The organism is Salinisphaera shabanensis E1L3A, from assembly GCF_000215955.2.
Classification (GTDB): Bacteria; Pseudomonadota; Gammaproteobacteria; order Nevskiales; family Salinisphaeraceae; genus Salinisphaera; species Salinisphaera shabanensis.
Window position 1 is genome coordinate 22,889 of sequence record NZ_AFNV02000018.1, and the last position, 24,433, is coordinate 47,321.

Genomic DNA, 24,433 nt, shown 5'->3' on the forward strand with positions numbered 1-24,433 from the left:
GCAAAACAATGAAAAGATTGTTGCTTGCCAGCCTTGTGGTCGCCTGTACCGGCGTATTTGCGGCACCCTCGTCCGGCGAAAAACCGGACGACGATTTCTCGCAGGCAAACCGGCTGCTGTTCATGACCGACCATCTGCAGAATCTGCAGCCCCCTGCCACGCTCGACTACGAGTTCTCGCATCGGGCCGACGACGGTGAAAGCTACGACGACCGTGTCGTACTGGATATCGAACAAGGCGATGGCGCGGGCAAGCAGGTTGCTGTGGACTTTCTCAGCGGCGACCGGCATCGTTATGTGCCGGACGTGGGTAATGCCCGCGGCAATCCCATCATCATGATGTTCCTGCAAAACGATGTATCAACGCTTGCGCAGCGTACCGGCGGCAGCTGGCGTTACTTCCAGCGCCAGATCAAGTTCGCGCTTCAGGACAAGGCGCAGGTAACGCAGGAAACCGCGCGCTTCGACGGCAATACAGTGGCCGTCAAACGCATTCAGCTCCTGCCCTATGCCAGCGAAAAGACGCACCGCGAAAAGATGGCGGGCGCCGCCCAGCGGCGTTATACCTTTGTGCTATCCGATGACGTACCGGGCGGCGTGCTTGAAATAAGCGCAGAAACACCGGCAGCGCAGGGCCAGGTCGCATCACTCGACAAACTGACACTCACCCCGTCGCCCGCCAACGAAGATGTCGGGTAAGCAGATACTGCCTCTGCCTCAGACAGCGCGCGGTAGTCGCGATGACGACAAAACGCCCTGGCTGGGCTCTGGCAGCATGGGTCACGCTTGGGTTTGCTGCAGCAGCGGCGACTACGGGTACTGCCGTCGCCGCCGAGGCCAGAACACTGGTGGTACTGCCGTTCGATATGGTGGACACCAGCCTGCAAGGCGAGCTGAATCATGGCCCCCTGGCCGATGACGTCGCCCGCCTGAAGCGAACCGAGGCCGTTGTCCAGCGCGCGCTCGCGGCACGTGACGAGTTCGACATCTTGCCCCGCGAGCCGATTGCCGGGCAGATCGAACAGGCACAACAGAGCTATCGCTATCTCTATGCCTGCAACGGCTGCGAGATCGATCTTGGGCGAGACGCCGGCGCGGAACTCGTGCTTACGGGTTGGGTACAGAAAGTGAGTAATCTCATCATCAATATCAATGCCACGCTCTACGATGTCGAGCGCGGCGAGGCGGTCGGCGGCGCATCGGTCGATATGCGCGGCAATACCCACAGCACGTGGCGGGCCGCCGCGCTGTATCTCGTCAACCACAGCTTGCCCGCGAACTACCATTCCCGTCAGGCACCAGAACAGCGAGACAGCGCGCCGCCCTAGTCTTTCGACCGCACGGGGCCGCTAACGCGCTCGTCTGGCCACCGGCGCGACGATGGGCATGGTGGACGCGTCGATGATCTCGCGTATCTGTCGATTGATCGTCTCGGCGAGTGTGTTGAACCCGGGGGCTCCGGTGTCGAGGGGCAGCAGCAGGCTGGCGACGTGCACCCGCTGCGCCTGCTCGAATACCGCGATTCGACACGGCATATAGAGAAGATAGTTTGGGTCGATATCGATCACGCGACGGGCGTATTCGAGATTGCAGAAATGCACGATGGTCGCGTCGGCAAAGTTCGGATGGCCACGGCGCCGGATGGCGTCGCCAATTTCGTTGCGTGCGGTGATGGCGAAATTATGTTGGCCGATTGCCTGCTCGAGATCGAGCACGACGTCCACGAAGGCCTTCTCGGCCGGTGCGATACGCTCGTAACGCACGCGCTCTGCCGCGATCGTGCCGGTCGCTGCGATACCAAGCACCAGCCCGAGCACGAGCAAGACAGCAAGGCGGAAAAGGCGATCGCCTGTGAGCATCTGCCAAATCTAGCAGAGGGCTGAACCGCCTGCGAGCGATGGTGCCGTCGGAGGGACTTGAACCCCCACAGCCTTTCGGCTACTAGGACCTAAACCTAGCGTGTCTACCAATTCCACCACGACGGCGCGCCGGCTATCCTAACCGATCACAAGCGCTCGCGCAGCCCCTGTTGGCACTTTCACGCCAGGCAGCCGCAACTTGTCATATCAGGGCGTCGACGACGCCCCGGGCACAGGCCACCATCCGTGCCGATGTGTGCGGCGCAGAGTTGGCGTGACGGCGTTCGTCCCAGGATGCGCGCCTGCACGTATTGCAGACGCGCTCCCGGTATCAGCCTTCGAGTACCGCGCGATCGACGTGGTGCTCTCCGTCGAGTTCGCTGTTCACGCTGTAGTCGATTGGACAATCGACCAACACGACGCCGCCGTACTGATACGCGCGTTCCAGCACTTCGTGAAGGCTGTCGCCTGCTTCCAGCCGCATACCGCAGGCGCCGTACGCCTGGGCGTAGGCCACGAAGTCGGGATTGCCAAAGTCCATGCCGAAATTTTCGAATCCGGCGCCTGCCTGTTTCCAGCGAATGAAGCCGTAGGCATCGTCGCGTACTAGCAGAACGACCAGATCCAGCCCCAGACGAACAGCCGTTTCCATGTCCTGGCTGTTCATCATGAAGCCGCCGTCGCCGCATATTGCGAGAACGCGGCGGTCAGTATGCACCATCTTGGCCGCCATCGCAGCAGCCAGCCCCGCGCCCATGCTCGCCAGCGCGTTATCCAGTAGCACGGTGTTGTGCTCGAACGCCGGATACATGCGCGCGAACCAGATCTTGTAGATGCCGTTATCGAGGCTGATGATGTCGCGCCGACCCATGACCTCACGAACTTCGCGCACGAGGCGTTGGGGCGTGGGCGGGTAGCTGTCGGCGGGCTCGCTTTTGTGCAGCAGCTCGTCGACATGGCTGCGCAAGCGCGCCAAGCGGGTCACGTCGAAATGCGTGTCCTCAAGCGCCACACGCAGGCTCTCGAGCGTGTTCGATATATCGCCACTCACTTCATGCGCGGGGCTGTAGTACTCGTCCGGATCGGCCGGCATGAAGTCGATATGCAGAATATCCTTGCTCTTGTCCGAGTTCCATACGGCAGGTGGATACTCGACCACGTCATAGCCCAGCGTGATGACAAGGTCTGCCTCATCGATCGCGCTGTGCACATAGTCGTGCTTGTGAATGCCCATGCAGAACAGGCTTTGCGGGTGATCGTCGGCCAAAACGCCCTTGCCCATCTGGGTGCCGATCGCGAATAGACCCGTGGCCTCTACGAACGCCTGCAGTTGTTCGGTAATACGTTTGCGGTTGGCCCCCGCCGAATAGATGATGATGGGCTGGCGCGCGGCACGAATCATGTCGGCCGCCTGCTCGGTCGCCTGTTCATCGGCATTGGGCCGGCGCAGCGTCACCCGTCGCTGGGGCACGCTGGGTTCGATCTCTTCTCCGGCGATGTCTTCGGGCAGCTCGAGATGCACGGCGCCGGGACGCTCGCTCTCTGCCAGCTTGAACGCATGCCGAATACAGCGAGGAATCACGCCGCTATCCGTGACCGAATAATTCCATTTGGTGAGCGGTTTGAACGTATCGACCACATCAATGAGCTGGAACTTGCCCTGGCGATTGTCGCGCAGCGCTTTCTGGCCGGTGATCGCGAACAACGGCATACCCCCCAGCTGAGCATAGGCGATGCCGGTCAGCAGATTGGTCGCGCCCGGGCCCAGGGTGGAGAGACACACGCCGGCGCGGCCGGTCAGTCGGCCGTAGGTCGCCGCCATGAATGCGGCGTGTTGTTCGTGGCGCGTGACAATCAGGTCGATATCGCTGCCTTTGAGCGACTCGATCAGATCAAGGTTCTCCTCACCCGGTACGCCGAATACATACTCGACGCCTTCTTCCTCGAGGCAGCGAACGAAAAGATCGGATGCTTTCAAACTGATTTCCTTTTGGCCTTTTGCTCTCGGCTATAGCCCGTCGCGACAGGCCTTTGTCTTTCGTGCAAATACCGTAGCGGCTGAGCCGTGGCCTGTCGTTCGGTCAATTAGCGATTCTCGGCAGCGACCACGGCCACGGTCAGCCGCGACACGCAAAGATGTCGGTCCTGTTCGTCGAACAGATCGGTCTGCCAGACATGTGTACTGCGCCCGACGCGAATGGGTGTACAACGCGCACGAACCGAGCCACTGGACGCGCCACGTAGATGGCTGGCGTTGAGCTCTATGCCCACACATACGAACTTATCGCGATCGACGCACATGTTGGCGGCCACGCTGCCCATCGACTCCGAAACGGCACAAGAAATACCACCATGCAGCAAACCGAACGGTTGGCGTGTGCGCTCGTCGATCTCGAAGCGCGCTTCGATCATATCGTCAGTGACGTCCGTATAGACCATGCCGAGCCGCGAGATCATGTCGCGATCGTTGACGGCGTTTAAACGGTCCAGATCCATGGGGCCATACCAGTATTTCGACACCTGCACACTCCTGTTTCATGTCATCCCTTGGCTCGGGCATAGTAGTACAGGCCACGCATTCAAATCGAACCAAAGGATACGCAATGACGTTCAATACCGAAGAAGCGCCCGGCGTGCATACCGATGTGCCGAGCGAAACCGAGGGATTCGTGTTCAACCATACGATGGTGCGCATCGTTGATCCGGAAGCATCCCTGGCCTTCTATAGCAAGGTTTTCGGTATGCGGTTACTGCGCAAGGTCGACATGCCGGAAGGTGAATTCACGCTTTACTTTCTTGCCTGCACCGGCAACGACGATGTCCCGGAGGACAAGGACGCGCGTGCGAAATACGTGAATGGGCGAGAAGGCGTGCTCGAACTGACCCACAACTGGGGCACGGAGAAAGACCCGCAGGCCAGCTACCACAATGGCAACGACGAGCCGCAGGGTTACGGTCATATCTGTTTCACCGTGCCGGATCTACAGGCTGCCTGCGAATGGATGGACGCCAATGATGTAGCGTTCAAGAAACGCCCCGAGGACGGGCGCATGAGCCATATCGCTTTCGTGTTAGACCCCGACGGGTACTGGATCGAACTCGTCGGCCGAAAATAGCGCAACTGCCCGCGGCTGCCGCTTCGCGCGGCGGCTGCGGCTTTCGCCACGCATCACGGCGGGCCAGGTGAGATCTCGCCGCAACGAACAGGCAACAAAAAACCCGCACGTTGGCGGGTTAAATTGGTGGGCCGTGCAGGATTCGAACCTGCGACCAATTGATTAAAAGTCAACTGCTCTACCAACTGAGCTAACGGCCCGTATTGGGCGCGCATGATACCCGATTCGTTTCGGAAAATCAGCGCTAGGATTGATAAATTGTTGGATCCGTTACGCCGGCTTGTTCGAAACCTGCACGTCGGAGTCGACATGCGTCGCAGCGACCGCAGGCGCGGCCCAGCATATCGGCCTGATAGCAAGACACGGTGCGCGCATAATCAACGCCCAGCGACAGCCCTTTACGAATAATATCGGCCTTGCTGAGATCGATTAACGGCGTTTGCACCGAGACGAAATTTCCGTCCTGAACCGCCGCCTTGGTTGCCAGCCGCGCCAGCCGTTCGAATGCCTCGATAAACTCGGGCCGGCAGTCGGGGTATCCGGAATAATCGACCGCATTCACACCAATATAGATCGCCTGCGCGCCAAGTACTTCGGCCCAGCCCAGAGCTACGGAAAGAAATACCGTGTTACGCGCTGGTACATAAGTTGCCGGGATATCGTTGGCCGGGGTTTCAGGTACGGCGATATCGGGGTCGGTTAGTGCCGAGCCACCTATCCCATCGAAATCGAGACGTACGCATTTATGCTCAGCGATCCATTCATGGTCGGCAACATAGGATTGTGCCGCGGCCAGTTCGGCTGTATGGCGCTGGCCGTAGTCGAAGCTGAGCGCGTAGCAATCGTAGCCATCCGCCCTGGCTTGGGCGAGGCATGTCGTGGAATCGAGTCCGCCTGAAAACAGGACGACGGCCGGTGTTCGTGTCGGCTCGGTCATGATCGAGAACAGCGCTTTCCGCGCCTCCCCTTCGTGTGAAACGTGTCTGGCAACGCAGGTACAAGCGTGGCGTTAGCGCCAGATAACGAAGACGCCGCCTACCGATACGGTCGGGCCGCGAATACCGGCGCACGGTAAGAGCCCGAATGCGTGGGCAACAGCTGCCTTCTTCCCTATACGAGCCGCCGCCTACATGAACCCGTGTATGCGTCGGAGCGCACGCGTCAGCAAGTCACCCGCTACCCGTCCAGGCCTTGTAGTCGCTTGCGTGCCATTTCCGCAACATTGCTATCCGGATACTGGTCTACAACACGCTTGAGGGTTCCGTACGCGTTATCGGTCTCGCCGCGCTCGTCCTGGATGACACCAATCTTGTATAGCGATCCCGGAACCTTGTCGCTTGCACGGAAGCGGTTGACGACTGTCTGAAATGCTTCGAGAGACGCATCGTAATTACGCTTAACGTAATTTGCTTCGCCCAGCCAGTACCACGCGTTGTCGCTGTAGCTGCTTTCCGGGTTCTGTTGAATAAACCCCTTGAAAGCGCCGATCGCGGCGTCGTAATCGCCGGATTTGAGCTTGTCGAACGCTGCCGTATAGGATTTCTCGACCTCGGGATCCTGGCTTACCGTACCGTAGTCCGCCTGGGCATCGCCCGCGGCATCGCCGCTGCCCGCACCGGCGCCGCCGTTTTCGAGTGCGCTCATGCGTTTGTCGAGGTTCTCGTACAGGTCGCGCTGACCCTGCTCGTTCTGGCGCAGCTGATACTTGAGCGTATCAACCTGTCCCTGGAGATCGCGAACCTCGGACTGCAGACGTTGAACATCCTGGAATAACGAAAACAGATTCGGTCCACCGTTATTGCTGGCTTGCGCGAGCATGATCGGCTGGTCCTGTGCGGCGTCCGCCGATGCGGCCAACGCCGGCCGGGAGGTCATCCCGGCCGACGCGGCTACGGCAAACGTCACGAGTGCTATCGGTAGTGCGTGACGCATGATTCGCTACTTACTTGGTGTAGATGAACTCGACACGACGGTTCTGCGAGTACGCCGACTCGTTCGAGCCGAGCTCGGCCGGGCGTTCCTCACCGAACGACAGCGTCGACAGCTGTCCAGAATTTGCACCCGAGAGCTGCAGCGCCTGCTGCACGGACTCGGCACGACGCTCGCCCAGAGCGACGTTGTATTCACGCGTGCCGCGTTCGTCGGTATGACCTTCCAGACGCAGTTTCACGTTGGGGTGCTGGCTCAGATAACGACCGTGGGCCTGAATAGCCTGCGAGAAGCGCGACGGAATGGCGCTCTGATCGAGATCGAAATAGATGATGCGCGTCGACAGCGGATTGTTCGGGTCCGTGAACATCGCGCGGTCGGCCGGGTCGATGCCTTCAAGTCCGCGTACGTCGATATCGCGGCCGGAGTTCATGCCCATGCCCTGGTCGCCTTGACCGCCCATGCCGGCGGCGGGCAGATCGTCCCCATCACGAAGGTTTTTCTTACCGCCACAAGCGGCCAGCACAAGCATGGCCGCCATAAGCAGTGCGATCAGCGAAAACCGCTGCCCCATTTTCATCGTCATTTTATTCATTTTCTAACAAACTCCTTGTGGACTGGTCGGCTCTGAAGTTTCGAGCCGATTCTTTAACAGATGGAACGATGGCCTTAGTAGCCCAGCGGGCCCCACGCCGGTTCACGTACTTCGCCGCTTTGGGAAAGACGGGAACGGGTCTGGCCGTCGGTGGATACGGTGGCCAATTCGTTGTTGCGGCCCTGGCGGGCATAGATGATGGCTTGGCCGTTCGGCGCGAAATCCGGGCCATCGTCGAGCGGGCCTTCGCTTACGATACGGATATTATTGTTCTGAAGATCCATAACCGCAATACGGAAACCGTTGCCGCCCTTCTGAACCATCGTGATCTGGTCGCCGTCCGGCGAATAGCTGGCGCGCTGGTTGCTGTCGCCTTCGAACGTGAGCCGTTGAACCTGGCTGCCATCGCTGCGCATCTGATAGACCTGCGGCTTGCCACCACGATCGGAAGTGAAAGCAATACGGCTGCCGTCCGGCGACCAGCTCGCTTCGGTGTCGATCGCGCCATTGTTGGTTAGCTGTGTGAGCTGATTGGTCGTCAGGTCATAGCTATAGATATCGGGATTGCCACGATAGGACAGGGTCATAGCCAGGCGCCGACCATCGGGCGACCAGGCCGGCGCACCGTTGATACCTTCGCGAGAAGAGATTTCGCGGATATTACCGGACGCGAGGTCCTGTACGCGCAGGCTGCTGCGTCCACGATTGATATCGAAGGCGACATACGCGAGCTTCGTACCATCCGGAGACCAGGCCGGCGACATGATCGGGTCACGGGACGAATATACCGTGGCCGGGTTGTTGCCATCGTAATCCGACACGATCAGGCGATAGCGTAGCGCGCCGTTTTCCTTCGCCATCGTGATGTAGGCGATACGCGACAGGAAATAGCCTTTTTCGCCGACGAACTTCTCGTAAATGAGGTTCGCCACGGTGTGGGCTGCGTCGCGCAGTTCGTTACGGCCGGCGTTGATCTGGAAGCTGGCGATCGAACGGCCCTGGTAGACGTCTAGAAGATCGAAGGTGATTCGATAACCGCCCTGCCCGTTGGCAGCCGCCGAGCCGACCACGAGGTTATCCACCGACGAACTGCGCCAGGTCTGATAGTTGACTTCGTTCGCATTCGTTGGCTTTTCGGCCATGTTGCGGCGCTCAGTCACGTCGAATAGGCCGGTGGACTCGAGATCGTCGCTGGCGACTTGGGCAACGTCGACCGGTAGCGCGGCGCCGCTGTTGCCGAAAGGCGCAATCGCGATCGGGATGGCGCTCTGCGAGCTGTCGGTGATGTCCACTTGTAGCGCGGCCTGGGCAGGCGTTGCCACAGCCATTGTCATCGCAATCAGCGCGGTCAAGGCCGCGTAGGTTCTAACGAGAGTTTTTTTCATTGATCCGGCTCGAAATTGAACTCGATTTCAGAAGAGAAGACGCTGTCGGAGGGCGCACGCGGCAGCGGGTCGGACTTGCGAATCGCCTGTTCGACCGAGCGGTCGACCGCAGCGCTGCCACAAGACCCGAGTAGGCGGAAACCGGTGATCTGGCCGCCGGGCAACTGCTTTACCCGTACTTTACAGGAAATATTGCGCGCGCCCGGGGGGCGCAACCAGTTTGCCTCCACGCGGTCCTTGATCGCTTGAATATACGCGCCCAGCGCCTGCGAATTCGCGGCGTTCCGACGACCGGCGGCTTCCTGTTGCATGGCTTCGCGCATCGATGCCTCCCGCGCTGCCTGTTCGGCCGCCGCACGGCGCTGAGCCTCTGCCCGCGCCTTGCGCGCCGCTTCTTCCCGCGCCTGTTTCGCGGCTTCGGCTTTGCGTTGCTCGGCTTCGCGCTGTGCTTGAGCCTTCGCCTCGCGGGCCGCTTCGGCCTTTGCCTGTTTTTCCGCCTCGGCTTTCTTGCGGGCGGCTTCCGCTTCGGCCTTGCGTTGTGCTTCAGCTCTGGCTTGTGCTGCCGCTTCGGCTTGCGCTTTCTTCTCAGCCTCCGCCTTGGCTTTGGCTTTACGCGCTGCTTCGGCCTTGGCTTTTTCAGCCGCCTCTGCCTCGGCTTTTCGTTTGGCCTCGGCTTCAGCCTTGGCCTTGCGTTGTGCCTCGGCTTTTTCACGCGCGGCTTCGGCGGCGGCTTCTTTCGCCTCACGTGCCGCTTCGGCCTTTTCATCCGCGGCTTTCTGAGCAGCCGCCTCCTTTGCGGCCTGTGCTTTTTCGGCGGCTGCTTTCTCGGCCGCCGCTTTCTGCGCAGCCTTGTCCTCTTCCGGCTCTGGCTCGGCGGGCTCGGATTCAGGCGCTGCCGCCGGTGATACCGGGTCCGGCATATCAGTACTGACCGAATCGGGGTTCACAACGGAGGCGTTAACAATCTTCTGGCCGTGATTACCCCGCGACGCTGCGTCGGTGACGAAATTCACGCCCACGATCAGCGCTAACGCAATCAGTACGTGCAGGCCGATCGCGAGGAAGACCGAACGCCAGTTCTCCGCGAATTTTTCCCACATCGTCAGCGGTCGTCCTCACTGTCGTCGATGTTATCGGTCAACAAACCCACCTGTTCGGCGCCGGCACGTTGAAGCATGACCATACCGCGCACGACATTGGCGTAGCTACCGGAGCCGTCGCCCTTAACCGCAACCGGCGCATCCGGGCGCTCACGAATCACACGCGAGGCGATATCGGTGACCTCGTCGCCGGCCAACGGCTGATCGGGGTTCGCGCCCACGTTGAGATAAAGCTCGCCATCACGCGTGACCGACAACACGATGGGGTCGTTATCTTCGGTATCCAGCACTTGCGCGGACGCGTCGGGCAGATCGACGTCGACGCCGGTTGTCAGCAGCGGCGCGGTCACCATGAAGATAATCAGCAGCACGAGCATGACGTCGATATACGGTACGACGTTGATCTCGCTGGCCAGCCGACGTTTTCCTCGAATAGACATATTCAGTTATTCCGAAAACAGGCGACAGCTTAAAGTTCTGGCGGGGTGCGCGTCGGCTCGGGCGCCGGACGTGGCTTTTCAGGTGCTGCGCGCTGGGTCGGTGTGGCCGAATTCATGCCGCGCTCGACGATGCCGGACATCTCTTCCATGAACGTCTGGAAGCGATTTTCGATGAAATCGACCTTATTGCTGAAGAAGTTGTAGGCCACGACCGCGGGGATTGCCGCGAACAGACCCATGGCTGTTGCAATGAGCGCTTCGGCAATACCCGGTGCGACCATCGACAGGCTGGCCTGCTTGACGTTACCCAGGGCGATAAACGCACTCATGATGCCCCAAACGGTGCCGAACAACCCCACGTAGGGGCTGATCGAACCTACCGTGGCCAGCATGGCCAGACCGCGTTCGAGACGCTCCAGCTCACGCGAAAGCGCCACGCGCATGGCCCGCTGTACCGACGGCACGATCTCCTGCGGCGTGGCATGGCCGGCGTTGCGTTGCCGGCGCAGTTCGTCATAGCCATTCTTGAACAGCGACGGCATGCCGCGACTGGTATCGGCCTGAGCCTGGGTCTCGGCGTAGATGTCCTTGAGGTTCCCGCCTGACCAAAAGCGGTCTTCAAACCACTCCATGTCGTTCTGAGTCTGGCTGAGCAGACGTCGTTTGCTGAAGATGACGATCCAGGAGGCAACGGATGCCAACAACAACGCCAACATGACGAGTTTGACGAGCAGGCTTGCCTGCATGACCAGTCCCCACAGGGACATGTCCGTCGCAACGTTCATTGCATCTCCTTTTGCAAAAATTCCGGCACTGCGCAGGGCCGGAAATCGTGGATTCTGACACACGCCACAGTGAATCGTGCCTGAATAAGCAGACTATTTTTACAATGAATGGTCTGCTCGAAAATGATGCGTGCACGACGCCGTTCCGCTACGCGGGTTACGACCTCGATCTCGTCGTCCAGTCGGGCCGGTGCCTTGAACTGCAGATTGGCATCCGCCAGCGTGAACACGATACCGAACTGCTCTGCGAGGGCGGTATGACTGTGCCCGTGAGCCTCGAGCCAACAGGTGCGCGCGCGTTCCAGATACTTCAGATAGTTGGCGTGATAAACGACGCCGCTGGCATCCGTGTCTTCGTAGAACACACGCACGCGATAGGTCGTCTCTTCTTGAGTGGTGCCCGTTTCAGACATCGGTTGGCGGATCGGTGAACAGGTCTGCGGCAGCTGGCGCGCGTGGGGCCGGCTGCGGCAGACCGAAATGGCGATAACTGGCCTGGGTCGCCAGACGACCGCGCGGCGTGCGCATCATGAAACCTTGTTGAATGAGATAGGGTTCGATGACGTCCTCGATGGTCTCGCGTGCTTCGCCGATCGCAGCAGCCAGGCTTTCCACGCCTACCGGCCCACCGTCGAATTTTTCGATAAGAGCGCCGAGCAGCTTGCGATCCATAATATCGAAGCCGTTATCGTCGACTTTGAGCATGTCCATCGCCTGACGCGCGACCGCGTGGCTGATGCGCCCGTCCGCGCGCACTTCGGCGTAGTCGCGTACCCGACGCAGCAGTCGGTTGGCCACGCGGGGGGTACCGCGTGCACGCCGTGCGATTTCCGCTGCCCCGGAATCGTCGATCGATACTTCGAGGATTGCCGCTGAACGCTCGACGATACTGGCGAGGTCCGTGTGCGAGTAGAACTCCAATCGTTGCGCGATGCCGAAGCGGTCGCGCAGTGGTGATGTCAGCGCGCCGGCACGCGTGGTCGCGCCCACCAACGTAAACGGCGGCAGATCAAGTTTGATCGAGCGTGCGGCCGGGCCTTCGCCGATCACGATATCGATCTGATAATCCTCGAGCGCCGGATAAAGCACTTCTTCGACGACCGGCGACAGCCGATGAATTTCATCGATGAACAGCACGTCGTTGGGCTCGAGATTGGTCAACAGCGCGGCCAGATCGCCCGGCCTTTCCAGCACCGGACCGGAGGTCTGGCGAAATCCGACCTGCATTTCGTTGGCGATCACGTGGGCGAGCGTGGTCTTGCCCAGCCCGGGCGGGCCGAAGATCAGGACATGATCGAGCGCTTCGCCGCGGGCGCGGGCTGCGCTGACGAAAATCTCCATCTGCTCACGCACGCTGGCCTGACCGATATATTCGGCCAATCCGCGTGGGCGCAGCGCGCGGTCGAAGCGCACCTCGTCGCCCTGGGCGCTCGCACCGATCAGGCGTTCGGGCTCTTCCATATCAGCGCACTGCCCGGCGCAGCGCTTCTCGAATGAGCGCTTCGCTATCCAGGCCTTCGGCGTCGATGCCCTTGAGCAGTCGATCCGATTCCGCGGGTTTGTAGCCGAGCGAGGTCAACGCCTGACGTGCCACCGCCTGTGCATCATTGGCTGGTGCGTTATTTTCAGATGCCGGCGCCAGCGCCGGTGCAAGCGCGCTGCCCGAGAGTTTGTCGCGCATTTCCACCAGCAGTCGGGCTGCGGTCTTCTTGCCGACGCCGGGCAGGCCGGTGAGCCGTGCCGCATCGTCGGCTTCGATCGTAGCCACGAAATCGGCGACGCTCATGCCCGACAGTATGGTCAGTGCCAGCTTCGCACCGACGCCAGACACCTTGATCAGCTCGCGAAACAGGCTGCGCTCTTCGGCGGTGGCAAAGCCGTATAGCAGCATCGCATCTTCGCGCACTACCATCTGGGTCAGCAGTGTTACTTCGCCATGACTTGCGTTGTCGCCGGGCCGCCGGCCTTCGCCGAGCGCGAAAAATGTCGATAGCGGCGCTTCGACCTCGTAACCGACACCGCCCACGTCGATAACCAGACGGGGCGGCTGCTTTTCGATGATGCGTCCGCGTAGTTGTCCAATCATGCTCGGCGGCCCGTTGTGCTGGCAGCGATCTTCATGCGAGCTGCACTGCGGCTATGGTGGATATGGCATACCGCAACGCCGGCCGCATCTGCGGCATCGGCTTGCAGCGGCGTCGTTACGCCCAGCAACATGCGAACCATATGCTGGATCTGGGTCTTGTCTGCATGACCGCGACCCACGATCGCCTGTTTGATCTGAGTCGGCGTATATTCGGATACGGGCAGGCCTTTGGCCGCGCCGGCACAGATCGCCGCTCCCCGAGCTTGTCCGAGTTTGAGAGCGCTCGACGCATTGCGGGAAACGAACACGTCTTCGATGGCCATTTCATCCGGCCGATATTGCTCGATGATTTCGCTCAAGCGTTCGAAGATCAGGCCGAGGCGCACCGCAAACGCGGCGCGCGGCAAACGGATACAGTCGATGATGATCGAGCGCGGCAGCGCGCCTGCCTCGACCACGGCAAAGCCTGTCACCGTGGAGCCCGGATCGATACCCAGAATACGTGCCATGCCGCCGTCAGGCCGGCGCGCCGGACAGGGTTTCTTCGTCGAGCTCGACGTTGCTATAGACGTTCTGTACGTCATCGAGATCTTCGAGCGCATCGAGCAGCTTGAGGCAGCTTTGGGCGTCTTCGCCCTGCAGTTCGACCGTGGTGGCAGGACGCATGGTGACATCGCCCGCATCCGGCGCAAACCCGGCTGCTTCGACCGCCGCCTTCACCGTGTTGTAGTCGTCCGGCGCGGTCAGTACATCGAAGGAACCGTCTTCGTACTCGACGAGATCCTCCGCGCCCGCATCGAGCGCCGGGGCAAGCACGTCTTCGTCGTCGTTATCCGGGCCGTAGGTCAATACGCCCTTGCGATCGAACAGATAAGCTACCGAGCCATCGGCGCCCAAATTGCCGCCATTGCGATTGAACGTATAGCGCACCTCGGAGACCGTACGGTTCTTGTTGTCGGTCATGCAGTCGACCATGATCGCCACGCCGTTGGGGCCGTAGCCCTCGTAACGAATTTCTTCGTAGTTGTCAGCCTGACCGTCGCCCGTGCCGCGTTTGACGGCCCGTTCGATATTGTCCTTGGGCATGTTGGCAGCCAACGCCTTGTCCCAGGCCAGCCGCAGTCGCGGATTATCGTTCGGATCGCCGCCACCCATACGGGCTGCGACCGTGATTTCACGAATGATCTTGGTAAAGACCTTACCGCGCTTTTTGTCCTGGGCGTTCTTGCGGTGCTGAATATTCGCCCATTTACTATGGCCTGCCATAAAGCCTCTTCGTTGCGCTGCAAACCGTTCGGGGATTCTACCAGCCGCAGAACGCAGCCGGCGTGTTACTACACGGCGCGCTTTCGCACGCCGCACTGATCAGATCTCGATCTGGATACCCAACTCGACCACACGCTCGGGCGGGATTCGATAATAAGAGGTCGCGCGCGTGGCGTTGAGCGCCATGAAGGCGAACATATGCTCGCGCCAGACCATCATGCCCGGCACTTCGCTGGTGGGTATGAGCGACTCTCGGCCCACATAGACCGTGGTCTGGTCGAGATCCACCTCAAGACCGAATTCACCCGCAAAACGCAGTGCGACCGGCACATTGCTCGCCTGCATGAAACCGTAGTACACCTGCACGCGATAGACACCGTGGCCGAGATCATCGATCTTGAGACGGTCGGCTGCGGGAACACGCGGCACATCGAGCGTGTTGACGGTGAGCAGAATCACCTGCTCATGCAGAACGCGGTTATGGCGCAGATGATGCAGTAACATCGGCGGCGTCTTGCTCGTCGCCTCGGTCATGAAGACGGCCGTGCCGTCGATACGCATCGGCAGTTGGTCGAGTGATTCGATGAACTCGTCGAGCGGTTCCGTATCACTCTGCAGCTGGCGACCGACAAGCTCGCGTCCGCGCCGCCAGGTACCCATGATGAAAAAGATCACACCGGCCACGAGCAGCGGATACCAGCCGCCATCCGGCACCTTGAACATATTCGCGCCGAGAAACGCGAGATCGACGATAAGAAGGGCCACGGCGATGGCACCGGCGGTGCGCGGGAACCAGCCCCAACGATAAGCGACGAAGAACGCCAGAATGGTCGTGATCACCATATCCATGGAGACGGCTACGCCATAGGCTGCGGCGAGATTACTCGACGAACGAAACCCCAGGACCAGGCCGATGGTTGCAAACATCAGAATCCAGTTCATGAACGGGATATAAACCTGCCCGTACGATTCGTGTGATGTCTGAACGATATTCAGGCGCGGTAGTTGGCCGAGTTGTACGGCTTGTCGGGTCAGCGAGAACACCCCGGAAATCACTGCCTGCGATGCGATCACGGTCGCCAGCGTGGCCAGGCCCACCACAGGATAAAGCGCCCAATCCGGCGCCATCTGATAAAACGGCTGCGTGATGTCCGCGTTTTCCAGCATCATCGCGCCCTGGCCGAAATAGTTCAGTAGCAATGCCGGCAGCACGAGGAAAAACCACGCCAGGCGAATAGGTGCGAGACCGAAGTGGCCCATATCCGCGTATAACGCCTCGCCGCCGGTTACCACCAAAAAGACCGTGCCCAGCACCAGAAATCCGGCGAGACCGTTGTCCGCGAAGAAGCTGATCGCGTACGTCGGGTTGATGGCCGCAAAAACCGACGGGTGATGAATGATGCCGTTAATGCCGAGCAAACCCAGCACGACGAACCAGACCATCATGACGGGGCCGAACAGCGATCCCACCGCCGCCGTGCCGCGTTTCTGGATCAGGAACAGACCGATGAGAATCGCGATCGTTATCGGCACGATATACGGCTTGAATGCCGGGGTGGCGACTTCGAGCCCTTCGATTGCGCTCAATACCGAAATGGCGGGCGTAATCGTGCCGTCACCGTACAAAAGCGCTGCGCCGAACAAGCCCAGCAACATCAGAATGTAACGGCGGCTTTTCTTTTCGGTCTTCCAGGGATTGAGCAAGGCGACGAGGGCGATAATGCCGCCCTCGCCGTTGTTGCTCGCGCGCATCACCACGGCCAGGTACTTGATCGAGATCACGATGATCAACGACCAGAACAGCAGCGACAGTACGCCGAAAATATTGGCCGGCACAACGGAAATGCCGTCATGCGAATAGAATGCTTCACGCAAGGCATAAATCGGGCTTGTGCCGATATCGCCATATACGATGCCGAGGGCGGCAAGGCATAGGAACGGCAACGACTGATGGCTTTTGCCATTGTCATCGTTGCCGCCGTTGTGCTGACCGTCGTCTGCCGAGGGGTCAGTCCGCTCGTCCGCGCCGTTCTTGCTACCTTTTGCTAACGAGCGGTCTTCTTCCTCGCCGGCCATTCAACGATTACTTCTTGCGCTTCGGCGGGAAGTGAATCGGCCGACCATCGACGGCGAGCGCGGTTTCGTGAACCGTTTCGCCAAGCGTCGGGTGGCCATGAATGATGCGTGCGATATCCTCGCTGGAGGCCTTGTACTCCATCGCAACGACCATTTCCTGGACGAGCTCGGACACGTAAGGCCCGATCATGTGCACGCCGAGAATTTCGTCCGTTTCCGCATCTGCGATCATCTTGATGAAGCCGCCTTGCTGGCCGAGCGCTTTTGCACGGCCGTTGGCTGCGAACGGCACCTGACCCACACGATATTCCGTGCCCGCCGATTTCACCTGTGCTTCGCTCTTGCCGACCCAGGCCATCTCGGGGTGCGTATAAACCACCGAGGGAATCACGTCATAGTTCAGATGTGGCTTCTGACCGGCGAGGATCTCGGCGACCGCGACACCCTCTTCCATGCCCTTGTGGGCAAGCATCGGGTTGCCGATGACATCGCCGACGGCATAGACCCCCGGCAGGCTGGTACGGAAATTGTCGTTGACGTCGACAAAGCCCTTGTCATCGAGTTCCACACGCGCGCCTTTCGCACACAGGTCTTTCGTGTGTGGACGCCGGCCCACCGCAACGATGAGACGGTCGAAAGTCACGTTATGCGACTCATCGCCCTGGGTGTACTTGACCTCGACGCCCTTCTTGGTTGCCTTGGCCTCGGTTACTCGTGCGCCCAGCTGAATATCCAGGCCCTGTTTTTTAAACGACTTCAGCCCTTCTTTGGCCACATCCCGATCAGCGATCGGCATGAATTCATCGACCGCTTCCAGCAGCGTTACATCACTGCCCAGACGCGACCAGACACTACCGAGTTCCACGCCGATATAGCCGGCGCCGATCACACCCAGCTTTTTCGGCACCTCGTCGAACTCGAGTGCGCCCCAGGAATCGACGATGCGTTCCCCGTCGAACGGCGCGATATCGAGTTCAACCGGCTCGGAACCGGCGGCGATGATGATGTTCTTCGCGGTGAAGGTGTCTTCCTTGCCGTCGTGCCCGACGAACAGAACCTCACCGGAATCCACGACCTGCCCGCTTCCAGCAAACGATTTGACACCGTTGGCCTTGAACAGACTGGAGATACCCCCGGTCAACTGCGATACGACACCGGCCTTGCGCTTTTGCATCTGAGCAAGATCGAGCTCGACCTTGCTCGCCTTGATGCCGTGATCGCCGAACTCGTTGTTCGCGCGATCATAGAGCTCGCTCGACTCCAGCAGCGCCTTCGAGGGGATACAACCTGCGTTCAGACAGGTACCACCCAACGACGGCTTGTCGTTGAGATCCAACCATTTGTCGATACAGGCCACGTCCATACCCAGCTGGGCTGCGCGAATGGCAGCCACATAGCCGGCCGGACCTGCGCCGATAACGACGACATCAAATTCCTTGCTCATGCTTTTCCTTGCAATAACGTGTAGCGGCTACGAGTGCGGGCCTAAACCTGCAGCAACAGCCGGGCCGGATCCTCGATGAGTTCCTTGATCGTACGCAGGAACAGCACCGCGTCGCGGCCGTCGATCAAACGATGATCGTAGGACAGCGCGAGCTGCATCACCGGGCGGATGACGATCTCGCCGTCAACGACCACCGGCTTTTCGTTGGTCGCGTGCATGCCGAGAATCGCGGCCTGCGGCGGGTTGATGATTGGCGTCGACAGCAGCGAACCGAACACACCGCCATTGGTGATCGTGAAGGTGCCGCCACTCATCTCGTCCATGGTGACCTTGCCTTCCTGTGCACGCTTGCCGAGATCGCGAATCGTCGATTCGATCTGGGCATACGATTGCTGGTCGGCATCGCGCAGTACCGGCACGAGCAGGCCGCGCGGCGAGGATACGGCTACGCCGATGTCGTAGAAGCCGTGATAGACGATGTCGCCTTCATCGATCGAGGCATTCACGATCGGGAAACGCTTGAGCGCCTCTACCGCGGCCTTGACGAAGAACGACATGAAGCCAAGACGAACTTCGTGATCCTTCTCGAACTTGTCCTTGTACTGGTTGCGCAGAGCCATGACCGCTTGCATGTCGACCTCGTTAAAGGTCGTAAGCATGGCGGTGTTCTGGCTGGCATCCAGCAGGCGTTCGGCGATGCGCTGACGGATCCGGGTCATCGGCACGCGCTGTTCGGTACGCTCGTTCGGCGCATCCGCCAAAGCCTGGCGATCGGCCTGTTCAGACACCGCCTGCTCTTCGCGCTCCGAGTCGCCGCGCGGCGAAGATTTTTCTTCGCTCTTGTCGGCTTTCGAACTGCTCTTGGCGTCGATGGCTTTCTGGACGTCCGCCTTGGTAATACGGCCATCCTTGCCGGTACCTTCGACATTGCGCGCGGCAACGTCATTCTCATCCATCAACTTTTTGGCCGCCGGGCTGGCGACGGCTTCGTCGTCGCCATCGTCCGATTTTTCCGATTGGTCGTCATCGGACGATTGATCCTTGTCCTCGCTGGCGTCCTTTTCGTCGGCGCTATCGGCGGCTTTCTGATCATCGTCGGCGTCGCCGTCTCCGCCATCATCACCGGCGCCCGCGCCATCGCCTTCCTCGACGATAGCAAGCACGTCGCCTGCCTTGACCGTGTCGCCGGCTGAAACCTTGATTTCGGCGAGCACGCCGGCGGATGTGGATGGCACCTCAAGAACGACTTTATCGGTCTCGAGGTCGACGAGATTCTCGTCGCGGCCGACCTTGTCGCCCTTGTTTTTCTGCCATTCACCCACGGTGGCTTCGCTGACGGATTCCGGAAGCTCCGGGACTTTGACTTCTGTGGCCATGCTTGTCGTTTCCTAACTTGTCGAGTTCGTTGGCGTGAGTCCGCGTACTAGCGCGCGGCCGAAATCACTTCTTCTTGGACCGGGACTTGCGCGTTTGCGCCTTACCCTTGTCGACCAGGCGCTCGCCGCCGGTAAGACCGGCTTCGACCACTGCCTCCTGCTGTTTGACGTGCAGCTTGTGATAGCCGACCGCCGTGGTCGCCGCACCCGGGCGCGTGGCATAAAGCAGTTCATGACGCTCGGCCAGGGGTACCTGCAAGCGGTGCTTGATCTGATACCAGGCGCCCTGGTTTTCCGGCTCTTCCTGGCACCACACCACTTCCTCAGCGTTCTTGTAGCGATCCAGCACCGCCGCGTAGTCGTTCGCCGGGAACGGATAGAGCTGTTCGATACGCACGAGCGCGACGTTATCGAGTTCGCGCTCTTCGCGCGCCTGATAGAGGTCGTAGTACACCTTGCCGCTACAGAACACCACACGCTCGATGGCATCGTCATCGATGCTGTCGGGCTCGTCGATGATGAAGTTGAACTGGCCGTCGGCGAGATCTTCCAGCGTCGAGGTCGACAGGCGGTGGCGCAACAGGCTCTTCGGCGTGAGCACGACCAGCGGCATACGCAGGTCCCGCACCATCTGCTGGCGCAGCAGGTGGAACCATTGTGCCGGCGTGGACGGCACGCACACGATCATGTGGCGCTCGGCGCAGAGCTGCAAAAACCGCTCGAGCCGGGCCGACGAATGCTCGGGGCCCTGGCCCTCGTAGCCGTGTGGCAAGAACATGACCAGCCCGCAGAGGCGGCCCCACTTGGCCTGACCGCTCGAAATGAACTGATCGATGATGACTTGGGCACCGTTGACGAAGTCGCCGAACTGGGCTTCCCAGATCGTAAGCGTCGACGGGTCCGCGGTTGAGTAACCGTACTCGAAACCGAGCACGCCGGCCTCGGAGAGCAACGTGTCGTTGACGGTAAACACGGCACTGTCACGCCCAACGTGCTTCAACGGAATGAACTTCTGGCCATCCTTCTGGTTGTAAAGAACCGAATGGCGGTGAAAGAACGTACCGCGGCCCGAGTCCTGACCGGAGAGACGCACGTTGAAGCCATCGTCGAGCAGGCTCGCATACGCCATATGCTCGGCGAAGCCCCAATCGATACGCGAAGCGCCCGCGGCCATTTTGCCGCGATCGTCGATGATGCGCTGAGCGCGCTTATGCAGCTCGAAGCTGTCGGGCAAATCGTGCAAGCGTGATGCCAGACGCTGCAGCGTTTCCACGGGCACCGACGTGTCGACTACGTCCGACCAGCGTTGGCGGCTATAACGGGCCCAATCGACCGTATGTTCGTTACCAACCAGGCCCAGCGTGGTGCGCGAGATATTCTTGCCTTCGTCGAGGCCGTCGCGATATGCGTCGGCCAGCTTCTGTGCTTCTTCGCCGTCGATCAGGCCTTCCGATTCCAGCTTGCCCGCATACAGCAGGCGGGTGGTCTCCATCTGTTTGACCTTCTGGTACATCATCGGCTGGGTCACCGCCGGCTCATCGGCCTCGTTATGGCCGTGACGGCGATAACAGATCATGTCGATGATGACGTCCTTGCCGAACGTCTCTCGATAGTCCATCGCCAGACGGGTGACGAAAACTACGGCTTCGGGGTCGTCCCCGTTGACGTGGAAGACCGGCGCTTCGAGCATTTTTGCGATGTCGGTGCAGTACTGCGACGTACGCGAAAACTCGCCGAGCTTCGCGGTGATCGGGTTCTGCATCGTGAAGCCGAGCTGGTTGTTCACCACCAGGTGCACCGTGCCCCCTGTCGCATAACCCTCGGCCTGCGACAGCTGCAGCGTTTCCATGACGATGCCCTGACCGGCGAACGATGCATCGCCATGGATGAGCACCGGCAAAATCGTGTCGCCGTCGTCGTCATGGCGGCGCTCCTGGCGCGCCTTGACCGAGCCCTGGACGACTGGGTTGACGGCTTCCAGATGCGACGGATTGAAAGCCAGCACGAGATGGACGCGTTCGTCCTCGATCTCGATATCGGTCGAAAAGCCGAGGTGATACTTCACGTCGCCCGACATTTCAAGGTCGTCGAGGTCGTAGTCGCCCTCGAATTCGGCAAACAACTCTTTCGGCGACTTGCCAAGAATGTTGACCAGCACGTTCAAGCGGCCGCGATGAGCCATGCCGATGACGATCTCGTCGACATGACTGCGAGCGGCCGAACGCACGACTTCGTCGAGCGCCGGAATCATGCTGTCCGCGCCTTCCAGCGAGAAGCGCTTCTGGCCGACGTATTTGGTATGCAGGTAGCGCTCGATGCCTTCAGCCGCGGTGAGCTGGCGCAGCACTTCGCGCTTTTCTTTTTCGTTCAGGCGCGGCTTGTCGACACTGGCTTCAAGCCGACGCTGAATCCACCGTTTCTGGCGCGTGTCGGTGATATACATGTACTCGGTGCCGATCGTGCCCGTGTACACGCGCTTACAGATATCGATGATATCGCGCAGCGGCAGTTCGTCGGCTTCGGTAAACAGCGAGCCGGTATTGAACACCGTGCCCATATCCGCCTCGCCCAAGCCATGGAAAGCCGGATCGAGGTCGGGAACGGTCGGCGGCTGATACAGACCGAGGGGGTCGAGATCGGCCGCCTGGTGACCGCGCATGCGGTAATAGTTGATCAGTCGCAGAACGCCCGCCTGCTTCTGAGCCGCGCGTTGCGACATGCTGGCTCGCGGGCGAGCGCCCTGGCCGGCCGAAGCCTGGGTATCGACGAAGGAATCCCGAATCGGGCCGTGCGCGACGTCTTCCGCGCCATCGCCGTTGAGACTCTTGAAATAGTCGCGCCAGCTGGGCTCGACTGAGTCCGGATCCTTCAGGTATTGCTCGTAGTAGGACTCGACGTATGCTGCATTGCCGCCGAATAGCGGGGAATTTTCGATGAACTTGTCGTTAAGTTCGCTTTTCATAGAGTAAGGCCCATGGCCGTGTCGAGACGCCGGGATCGTCTCGTTCAAACCGTGCCGCAACGACGCCTGCCGGCGGACGCCGTGATGGCAACGTATGATAACAAACCGTACCGTTGCCCGTGACCCAACACGGGCCGATTTCAGTCGGTGCGGCTCGTGTCGTTGTCATCGTCCCAACCTGCCGTAAGGTTCTTCAGGTAGCTGCGGAACTCGTCGCCGATCTCGTGGTGCTGCAACCCCATTTCGACGTTGGCCTTGAGATACCCGAATTTGCTGCCGCAATCATAGCGCGTGCCCTCGAATTCATAGGCCAGCACAGTCTGCTCGCCCATCAAGGCCTCGATAGCATCGGTCAGCTGAATCTCACCGCCGGCCCCCGGTTGGGTCTTGTCCAGCAACCGGAATATGCGCGGGGTGAGAATGTAACGCCCGACCACTGCGAGATTCGACGGTGCCTTGTCCGGATCCGGCTTTTCGACGATGCCGCGAATTTCCGATAGCCCGGGACCGATCGGCTCGACTTCCACGATGCCGTATTTGTAGGTTTCTTCCCACGGTACGCGCTGCACTGCGAGTACGCTCGTGCCGTATTCCTGGTAGACGCGCTGCATCTGCGCCATGCAGGGCTGAAAAGAGCCTGCAATCAGATCGTCGGCGAGAATCACGGCGAAATCCTGGTCGCCCACGGCGGGCAGCGCGCAATTGATCGCGTGGCCCAGGCCCATCTGTTCGGGCTGGCGGATATAGACACAGCTGATTCCAGGCGGTAGCACGTCCTTGACGGCTTTGAGCAATTCTTCCTTGCCCTTGGCTTCGAGCGTCGCCTCCAACTCATAGTCACGATCGAAATGATCCATGATCGAGTTCTTGGTATGGCTGGTGATGAACACCATTTCCTCGGCGCCGGCGGCAATCGCTTCCTTGACCGCATACTGGATCAGCGGCTTGTCTACCACCGGCAGAATTTCCTTGGCACTGGCCTTGGTCGCCGGCAAAAAACGTGTGCCCAGTCCTGCGACCGGGAACACCGCCTTACGAATACGCATAGTCGATCCTTTGGCTTTTCAGCCCTACGAATTGGTGTCTAGAGATAGCGGATATCGCCGAGCAGATGGACGATATCGCCGTTGGCGTTAGTCAATGCAAAATCTGCGCCCTGCTCATGCACGCTATAGGCAAAGCGCGCCTGGCTGGGCAGAAAGACCGGCTTCTTGAAACCCAGCGACAGGGTATAAGCCGACTTTTCCAGCTTGGGTTCGAGTTCGGCGGCCGCCCGGGCCTTGGTCCACATCCCGGTGGCGATCGCGCGCGGAAAGCCGAACAGTTTCGCGCTCCACGGACTCAGATGAATCGGATTGTAGTCGCCTGCCGCGCTGGCGTAACGACGGCCGATATTCTCGGGCACGTCCCAGGTGGTTTGCTCGTCGGGCTCGAAGCCAAGACCGTCGTCGCGTTTCTTCTTCGCGGACTTGGGCACATTCGTTTTCTGGCGCGAGAGCATGACACTGTCTTCTTGCCAGATGAGTTCGCCGGCACGATCACGAACCCGCGTGACCAGATCGAACTCGACGCCCTTTTCCACCTCGCGGTGCCCGCCGACGCTGACCTCGATATGGAGCTTCTCTGCCGTTTCGATCGCCCGGTATTGGGTGATGTCATTGCGCAGGTGAATCAGGCCGAGCAGCTTCAGCGGGAAGCGCTTGTGCGTGAGCACGGCCATGTGCATCGGAAATGCCAGCACATGCGGATACGTGACCGGCAGGTGCGGCCCATGCTGGAAGCCACACACCTTGCGATACTTGGCCAGTTCTTCAGCGCGAACTTCCAGATCGGGTAGTTCCGCAACGATCGGCGGAATGGTTTCATCGCCGGCCAGGCCACCTGACAGCGTGGTCGCTGCGCGCAGGTAGGACGGAGTGACCGCCGGGAGAGAATCGTATTCGAGCCGGGTTTCGTTCGCCATCGCCTATTGGGTCAGAGTGCTTTAGAAAGGACGTTAACCCCTTTACTGGGGC

General features: G+C 60.2%; 24 protein-coding genes and 2 tRNA genes. 3 read left to right on the forward strand and 23 right to left on the reverse strand.

Annotated elements, in window-relative coordinates:
* The first annotated feature begins 8 nt into the window (after window positions 1-8).
* Both SSPSH_RS12010 and SSPSH_RS12015 read left to right on the forward strand, forming a co-directional pair.
* Window positions 9-698: a hypothetical protein gene (locus SSPSH_RS12010; protein ID WP_040608082.1), complete on the forward strand. Its 690-nt coding sequence runs from the start codon at window positions 9-11 to the stop codon at window positions 696-698.
* 41 nt (window positions 699-739) lie between these two features.
* Window positions 740-1,327 (forward strand): DUF3280 domain-containing protein, encoded by a 588-nt coding sequence (locus SSPSH_RS12015; RefSeq protein ID WP_021031750.1) that lies wholly within the window; start codon window positions 740-742, stop codon window positions 1,325-1,327.
* A 21-nt stretch (window positions 1,328-1,348) separates the two neighbouring features.
* On the opposite strand, the gene SSPSH_RS12020 is transcribed toward SSPSH_RS12015, so the two are convergent.
* The 4 genes from SSPSH_RS12020 to SSPSH_RS12035 form a co-directional block, all read right to left on the reverse strand.
* Window positions 1,349-1,858 carry a DUF302 domain-containing protein gene (locus SSPSH_RS12020; RefSeq protein WP_006914654.1) on the reverse strand — a complete coding sequence of 170 codons (510 nt, stop codon included), beginning with the start codon at window positions 1,856-1,858 and terminating at the stop codon, window positions 1,349-1,351.
* Window positions 1,859-1,897: 39 nt separating this feature from the next.
* A tRNA-Leu gene (locus SSPSH_RS12025) sits at window positions 1,898-1,984 on the reverse strand.
* Window positions 1,985-2,189: 205 nt separating this feature from the next.
* Window positions 2,190-3,836 carry an acetolactate synthase large subunit gene (locus tag SSPSH_RS12030; protein ID WP_006914655.1) on the reverse strand — a complete coding sequence of 549 codons (1,647 nt, stop codon included), beginning with the start codon at window positions 3,834-3,836 and terminating at the stop codon, window positions 2,190-2,192.
* Window positions 3,837-3,943: 107 nt separating this feature from the next.
* Entirely contained in the window at window positions 3,944-4,378 is a 435-nt protein-coding gene (locus SSPSH_RS12035; protein WP_021031751.1) for a hotdog fold thioesterase, read from the reverse strand.
* Window positions 4,379-4,461: 83 nt separating this feature from the next.
* Between SSPSH_RS12035 and gloA the strand changes: the two genes are divergently transcribed.
* A complete protein-coding gene (gene gloA / locus SSPSH_RS12040; protein ID WP_006914657.1) occupies window positions 4,462-4,974 on the forward strand; it encodes a lactoylglutathione lyase in 513 nt (170 codons plus the stop codon).
* A gap of 124 nt (window positions 4,975-5,098) precedes the next feature.
* Here the strand turns inward: gloA and SSPSH_RS12045 are convergent.
* From SSPSH_RS12045 to SSPSH_RS12135, 19 genes are all read right to left on the reverse strand, one after another.
* A tRNA-Lys gene (locus SSPSH_RS12045) sits at window positions 5,099-5,174 on the reverse strand.
* Window positions 5,175-5,218: 44 nt separating this feature from the next.
* Window positions 5,219-5,911, reverse strand: a complete 693-nt coding sequence (queC, locus tag SSPSH_RS12050; RefSeq protein ID WP_006914658.1) for a 7-cyano-7-deazaguanine synthase QueC — start codon at window positions 5,909-5,911, stop codon at window positions 5,219-5,221.
* A 239-nt stretch (window positions 5,912-6,150) separates the two neighbouring features.
* Complete coding sequence (ybgF, locus tag SSPSH_RS12055) at window positions 6,151-6,906, reverse strand: tol-pal system protein YbgF (RefSeq protein ID WP_006914962.1); 756 nt, start codon at window positions 6,904-6,906, stop codon at window positions 6,151-6,153.
* Between the two features lie 10 nt (window positions 6,907-6,916).
* Window positions 6,917-7,498: a peptidoglycan-associated lipoprotein Pal gene (pal, locus tag SSPSH_RS12060; protein ID WP_006914660.1), complete on the reverse strand. Its 582-nt coding sequence runs from the start codon at window positions 7,496-7,498 to the stop codon at window positions 6,917-6,919.
* A 74-nt stretch (window positions 7,499-7,572) separates the two neighbouring features.
* Complete coding sequence (gene tolB / locus SSPSH_RS12065) at window positions 7,573-8,883, reverse strand: Tol-Pal system beta propeller repeat protein TolB (protein ID WP_006914661.1); 1,311 nt, start codon at window positions 8,881-8,883, stop codon at window positions 7,573-7,575.
* Complete coding sequence (gene tolA, locus SSPSH_RS18010; RefSeq protein ID WP_006914662.1) at window positions 8,880-9,983, reverse strand: cell envelope integrity protein TolA; 1,104 nt, start codon at window positions 9,981-9,983, stop codon at window positions 8,880-8,882. Before tolA ends, tolB begins: the two co-directional genes overlap by 4 nt.
* A gap of 2 nt (window positions 9,984-9,985) precedes the next feature.
* Window positions 9,986-10,423 carry a protein TolR gene (tolR, locus tag SSPSH_RS12075; RefSeq protein WP_006914663.1) on the reverse strand — a complete coding sequence of 146 codons (438 nt, stop codon included), beginning with the start codon at window positions 10,421-10,423 and terminating at the stop codon, window positions 9,986-9,988.
* Window positions 10,424-10,452: 29 nt separating this feature from the next.
* Window positions 10,453-11,208 (reverse strand): protein TolQ, encoded by a 756-nt coding sequence (gene tolQ, locus SSPSH_RS12080; protein WP_006914664.1) that lies wholly within the window; start codon window positions 11,206-11,208, stop codon window positions 10,453-10,455.
* Window positions 11,205-11,621 (reverse strand): tol-pal system-associated acyl-CoA thioesterase, encoded by a 417-nt coding sequence (gene ybgC, locus SSPSH_RS12085; protein ID WP_006914665.1) that lies wholly within the window; start codon window positions 11,619-11,621, stop codon window positions 11,205-11,207. The genes tolQ and ybgC overlap by 4 nt, the downstream gene beginning before the upstream one ends.
* On the reverse strand, window positions 11,614-12,669 hold the full coding sequence (gene ruvB, locus SSPSH_RS12090; RefSeq protein ID WP_006914666.1) for a Holliday junction branch migration DNA helicase RuvB: 1,056 nt from the start codon (window positions 12,667-12,669) through the stop codon (window positions 11,614-11,616). The genes ybgC and ruvB overlap by 8 nt, the downstream gene beginning before the upstream one ends.
* A gap of 1 nt (window position 12,670) precedes the next feature.
* Window positions 12,671-13,294, reverse strand: a complete 624-nt coding sequence (ruvA, locus tag SSPSH_RS12095; RefSeq protein ID WP_006914667.1) for a Holliday junction branch migration protein RuvA — start codon at window positions 13,292-13,294, stop codon at window positions 12,671-12,673.
* Window positions 13,291-13,803, reverse strand: coding sequence for a crossover junction endodeoxyribonuclease RuvC (gene ruvC / locus SSPSH_RS12100; protein ID WP_006914668.1), 513 nt, complete (start codon window positions 13,801-13,803; stop codon window positions 13,291-13,293). The genes ruvA and ruvC overlap by 4 nt, the downstream gene beginning before the upstream one ends.
* Before the next feature lie 7 nt (window positions 13,804-13,810).
* Window positions 13,811-14,560: a YebC/PmpR family DNA-binding transcriptional regulator gene (locus SSPSH_RS12105; protein ID WP_006914669.1), complete on the reverse strand. Its 750-nt coding sequence runs from the start codon at window positions 14,558-14,560 to the stop codon at window positions 13,811-13,813.
* Between the two features lie 99 nt (window positions 14,561-14,659).
* Window positions 14,660-16,636, reverse strand: a complete 1,977-nt coding sequence (locus SSPSH_RS12110; RefSeq protein WP_006914670.1) for a potassium transporter Kup — start codon at window positions 16,634-16,636, stop codon at window positions 14,660-14,662.
* Window positions 16,637-16,643: 7 nt separating this feature from the next.
* On the reverse strand, window positions 16,644-18,080 hold the full coding sequence (lpdA, locus tag SSPSH_RS12115) for a dihydrolipoyl dehydrogenase (RefSeq protein WP_006914671.1): 1,437 nt from the start codon (window positions 18,078-18,080) through the stop codon (window positions 16,644-16,646).
* A gap of 41 nt (window positions 18,081-18,121) precedes the next feature.
* Window positions 18,122-19,456: a 2-oxoglutarate dehydrogenase complex dihydrolipoyllysine-residue succinyltransferase gene (gene odhB / locus SSPSH_RS12120; RefSeq protein WP_006914672.1), complete on the reverse strand. Its 1,335-nt coding sequence runs from the start codon at window positions 19,454-19,456 to the stop codon at window positions 18,122-18,124.
* Between the two features lie 64 nt (window positions 19,457-19,520).
* Window positions 19,521-22,418 (reverse strand): 2-oxoglutarate dehydrogenase E1 component, encoded by a 2,898-nt coding sequence (locus tag SSPSH_RS12125; protein ID WP_006914673.1) that lies wholly within the window; start codon window positions 22,416-22,418, stop codon window positions 19,521-19,523.
* Window positions 22,419-22,558: 140 nt separating this feature from the next.
* Complete coding sequence (gene galU / locus SSPSH_RS12130; protein WP_006914674.1) at window positions 22,559-23,464, reverse strand: UTP--glucose-1-phosphate uridylyltransferase GalU; 906 nt, start codon at window positions 23,462-23,464, stop codon at window positions 22,559-22,561.
* A gap of 38 nt (window positions 23,465-23,502) precedes the next feature.
* Entirely contained in the window at window positions 23,503-24,381 is an 879-nt protein-coding gene (locus tag SSPSH_RS12135; protein ID WP_006914675.1) for a MaoC/PaaZ C-terminal domain-containing protein, read from the reverse strand.
* Between the last annotated feature and the right edge of the window lie 52 nt (window positions 24,382-24,433).

What these genes read in the sequence shown, in the direction of transcription:
- SSPSH_RS12010 (WP_040608082.1), top strand. Translation starts at nt 9, where the DNA reads ATGAAAAGATTGTTGCTTGCCAGCCTTGTGGTCGCCTGTACCGGCGTA.
- SSPSH_RS12015 (WP_021031750.1), top strand. Translation starts at nt 740, where the DNA reads ATGACGACAAAACGCCCTGGCTGGGCTCTGGCAGCATGGGTCACGCTT.
- SSPSH_RS12020 (WP_006914654.1), bottom strand. Translation starts at nt 1,858, where the DNA reads ATGCTCACAGGCGATCGCCTTTTCCGCCTTGCTGTCTTGCTCGTGCTC.
- gloA (WP_006914657.1), top strand. Translation starts at nt 4,462, where the DNA reads ATGACGTTCAATACCGAAGAAGCGCCCGGCGTGCATACCGATGTGCCG.
- queC (WP_006914658.1), bottom strand. Translation starts at nt 5,911, where the DNA reads ATGACCGAGCCGACACGAACACCGGCCGTCGTCCTGTTTTCAGGCGGA.
- ybgF (WP_006914962.1), bottom strand. Translation starts at nt 6,906, where the DNA reads ATGCGTCACGCACTACCGATAGCACTCGTGACGTTTGCCGTAGCCGCG.
- pal (WP_006914660.1), bottom strand. Translation starts at nt 7,498, where the DNA reads ATGAATAAAATGACGATGAAAATGGGGCAGCGGTTTTCGCTGATCGCA.
- tolB (WP_006914661.1), bottom strand. Translation starts at nt 8,883, where the DNA reads ATGAAAAAAACTCTCGTTAGAACCTACGCGGCCTTGACCGCGCTGATT.
- tolA (WP_006914662.1), bottom strand. Translation starts at nt 9,983, where the DNA reads ATGTGGGAAAAATTCGCGGAGAACTGGCGTTCGGTCTTCCTCGCGATC.
- tolR (WP_006914663.1), bottom strand. Translation starts at nt 10,423, where the DNA reads ATGTCTATTCGAGGAAAACGTCGGCTGGCCAGCGAGATCAACGTCGTA.
- tolQ (WP_006914664.1), bottom strand. Translation starts at nt 11,208, where the DNA reads ATGAACGTTGCGACGGACATGTCCCTGTGGGGACTGGTCATGCAGGCA.
- ybgC (WP_006914665.1), bottom strand. Translation starts at nt 11,621, where the DNA reads ATGTCTGAAACGGGCACCACTCAAGAAGAGACGACCTATCGCGTGCGT.
- ruvB (WP_006914666.1), bottom strand. Translation starts at nt 12,669, where the DNA reads ATGGAAGAGCCCGAACGCCTGATCGGTGCGAGCGCCCAGGGCGACGAG.
- ruvA (WP_006914667.1), bottom strand. Translation starts at nt 13,294, where the DNA reads ATGATTGGACAACTACGCGGACGCATCATCGAAAAGCAGCCGCCCCGT.
- ruvC (WP_006914668.1), bottom strand. Translation starts at nt 13,803, where the DNA reads ATGGCACGTATTCTGGGTATCGATCCGGGCTCCACGGTGACAGGCTTT.
- SSPSH_RS12105 (WP_006914669.1), bottom strand. Translation starts at nt 14,560, where the DNA reads ATGGCAGGCCATAGTAAATGGGCGAATATTCAGCACCGCAAGAACGCC.
- SSPSH_RS12110 (WP_006914670.1), bottom strand. Translation starts at nt 16,636, where the DNA reads ATGGCCGGCGAGGAAGAAGACCGCTCGTTAGCAAAAGGTAGCAAGAAC.
- lpdA (WP_006914671.1), bottom strand. Translation starts at nt 18,080, where the DNA reads ATGAGCAAGGAATTTGATGTCGTCGTTATCGGCGCAGGTCCGGCCGGC.
- odhB (WP_006914672.1), bottom strand. Translation starts at nt 19,456, where the DNA reads ATGGCCACAGAAGTCAAAGTCCCGGAGCTTCCGGAATCCGTCAGCGAA.
- SSPSH_RS12125 (WP_006914673.1), bottom strand. Translation starts at nt 22,418, where the DNA reads ATGAAAAGCGAACTTAACGACAAGTTCATCGAAAATTCCCCGCTATTC.
- galU (WP_006914674.1), bottom strand. Translation starts at nt 23,464, where the DNA reads ATGCGTATTCGTAAGGCGGTGTTCCCGGTCGCAGGACTGGGCACACGT.
- SSPSH_RS12135 (WP_006914675.1), bottom strand. Translation starts at nt 24,381, where the DNA reads ATGGCGAACGAAACCCGGCTCGAATACGATTCTCTCCCGGCGGTCACT.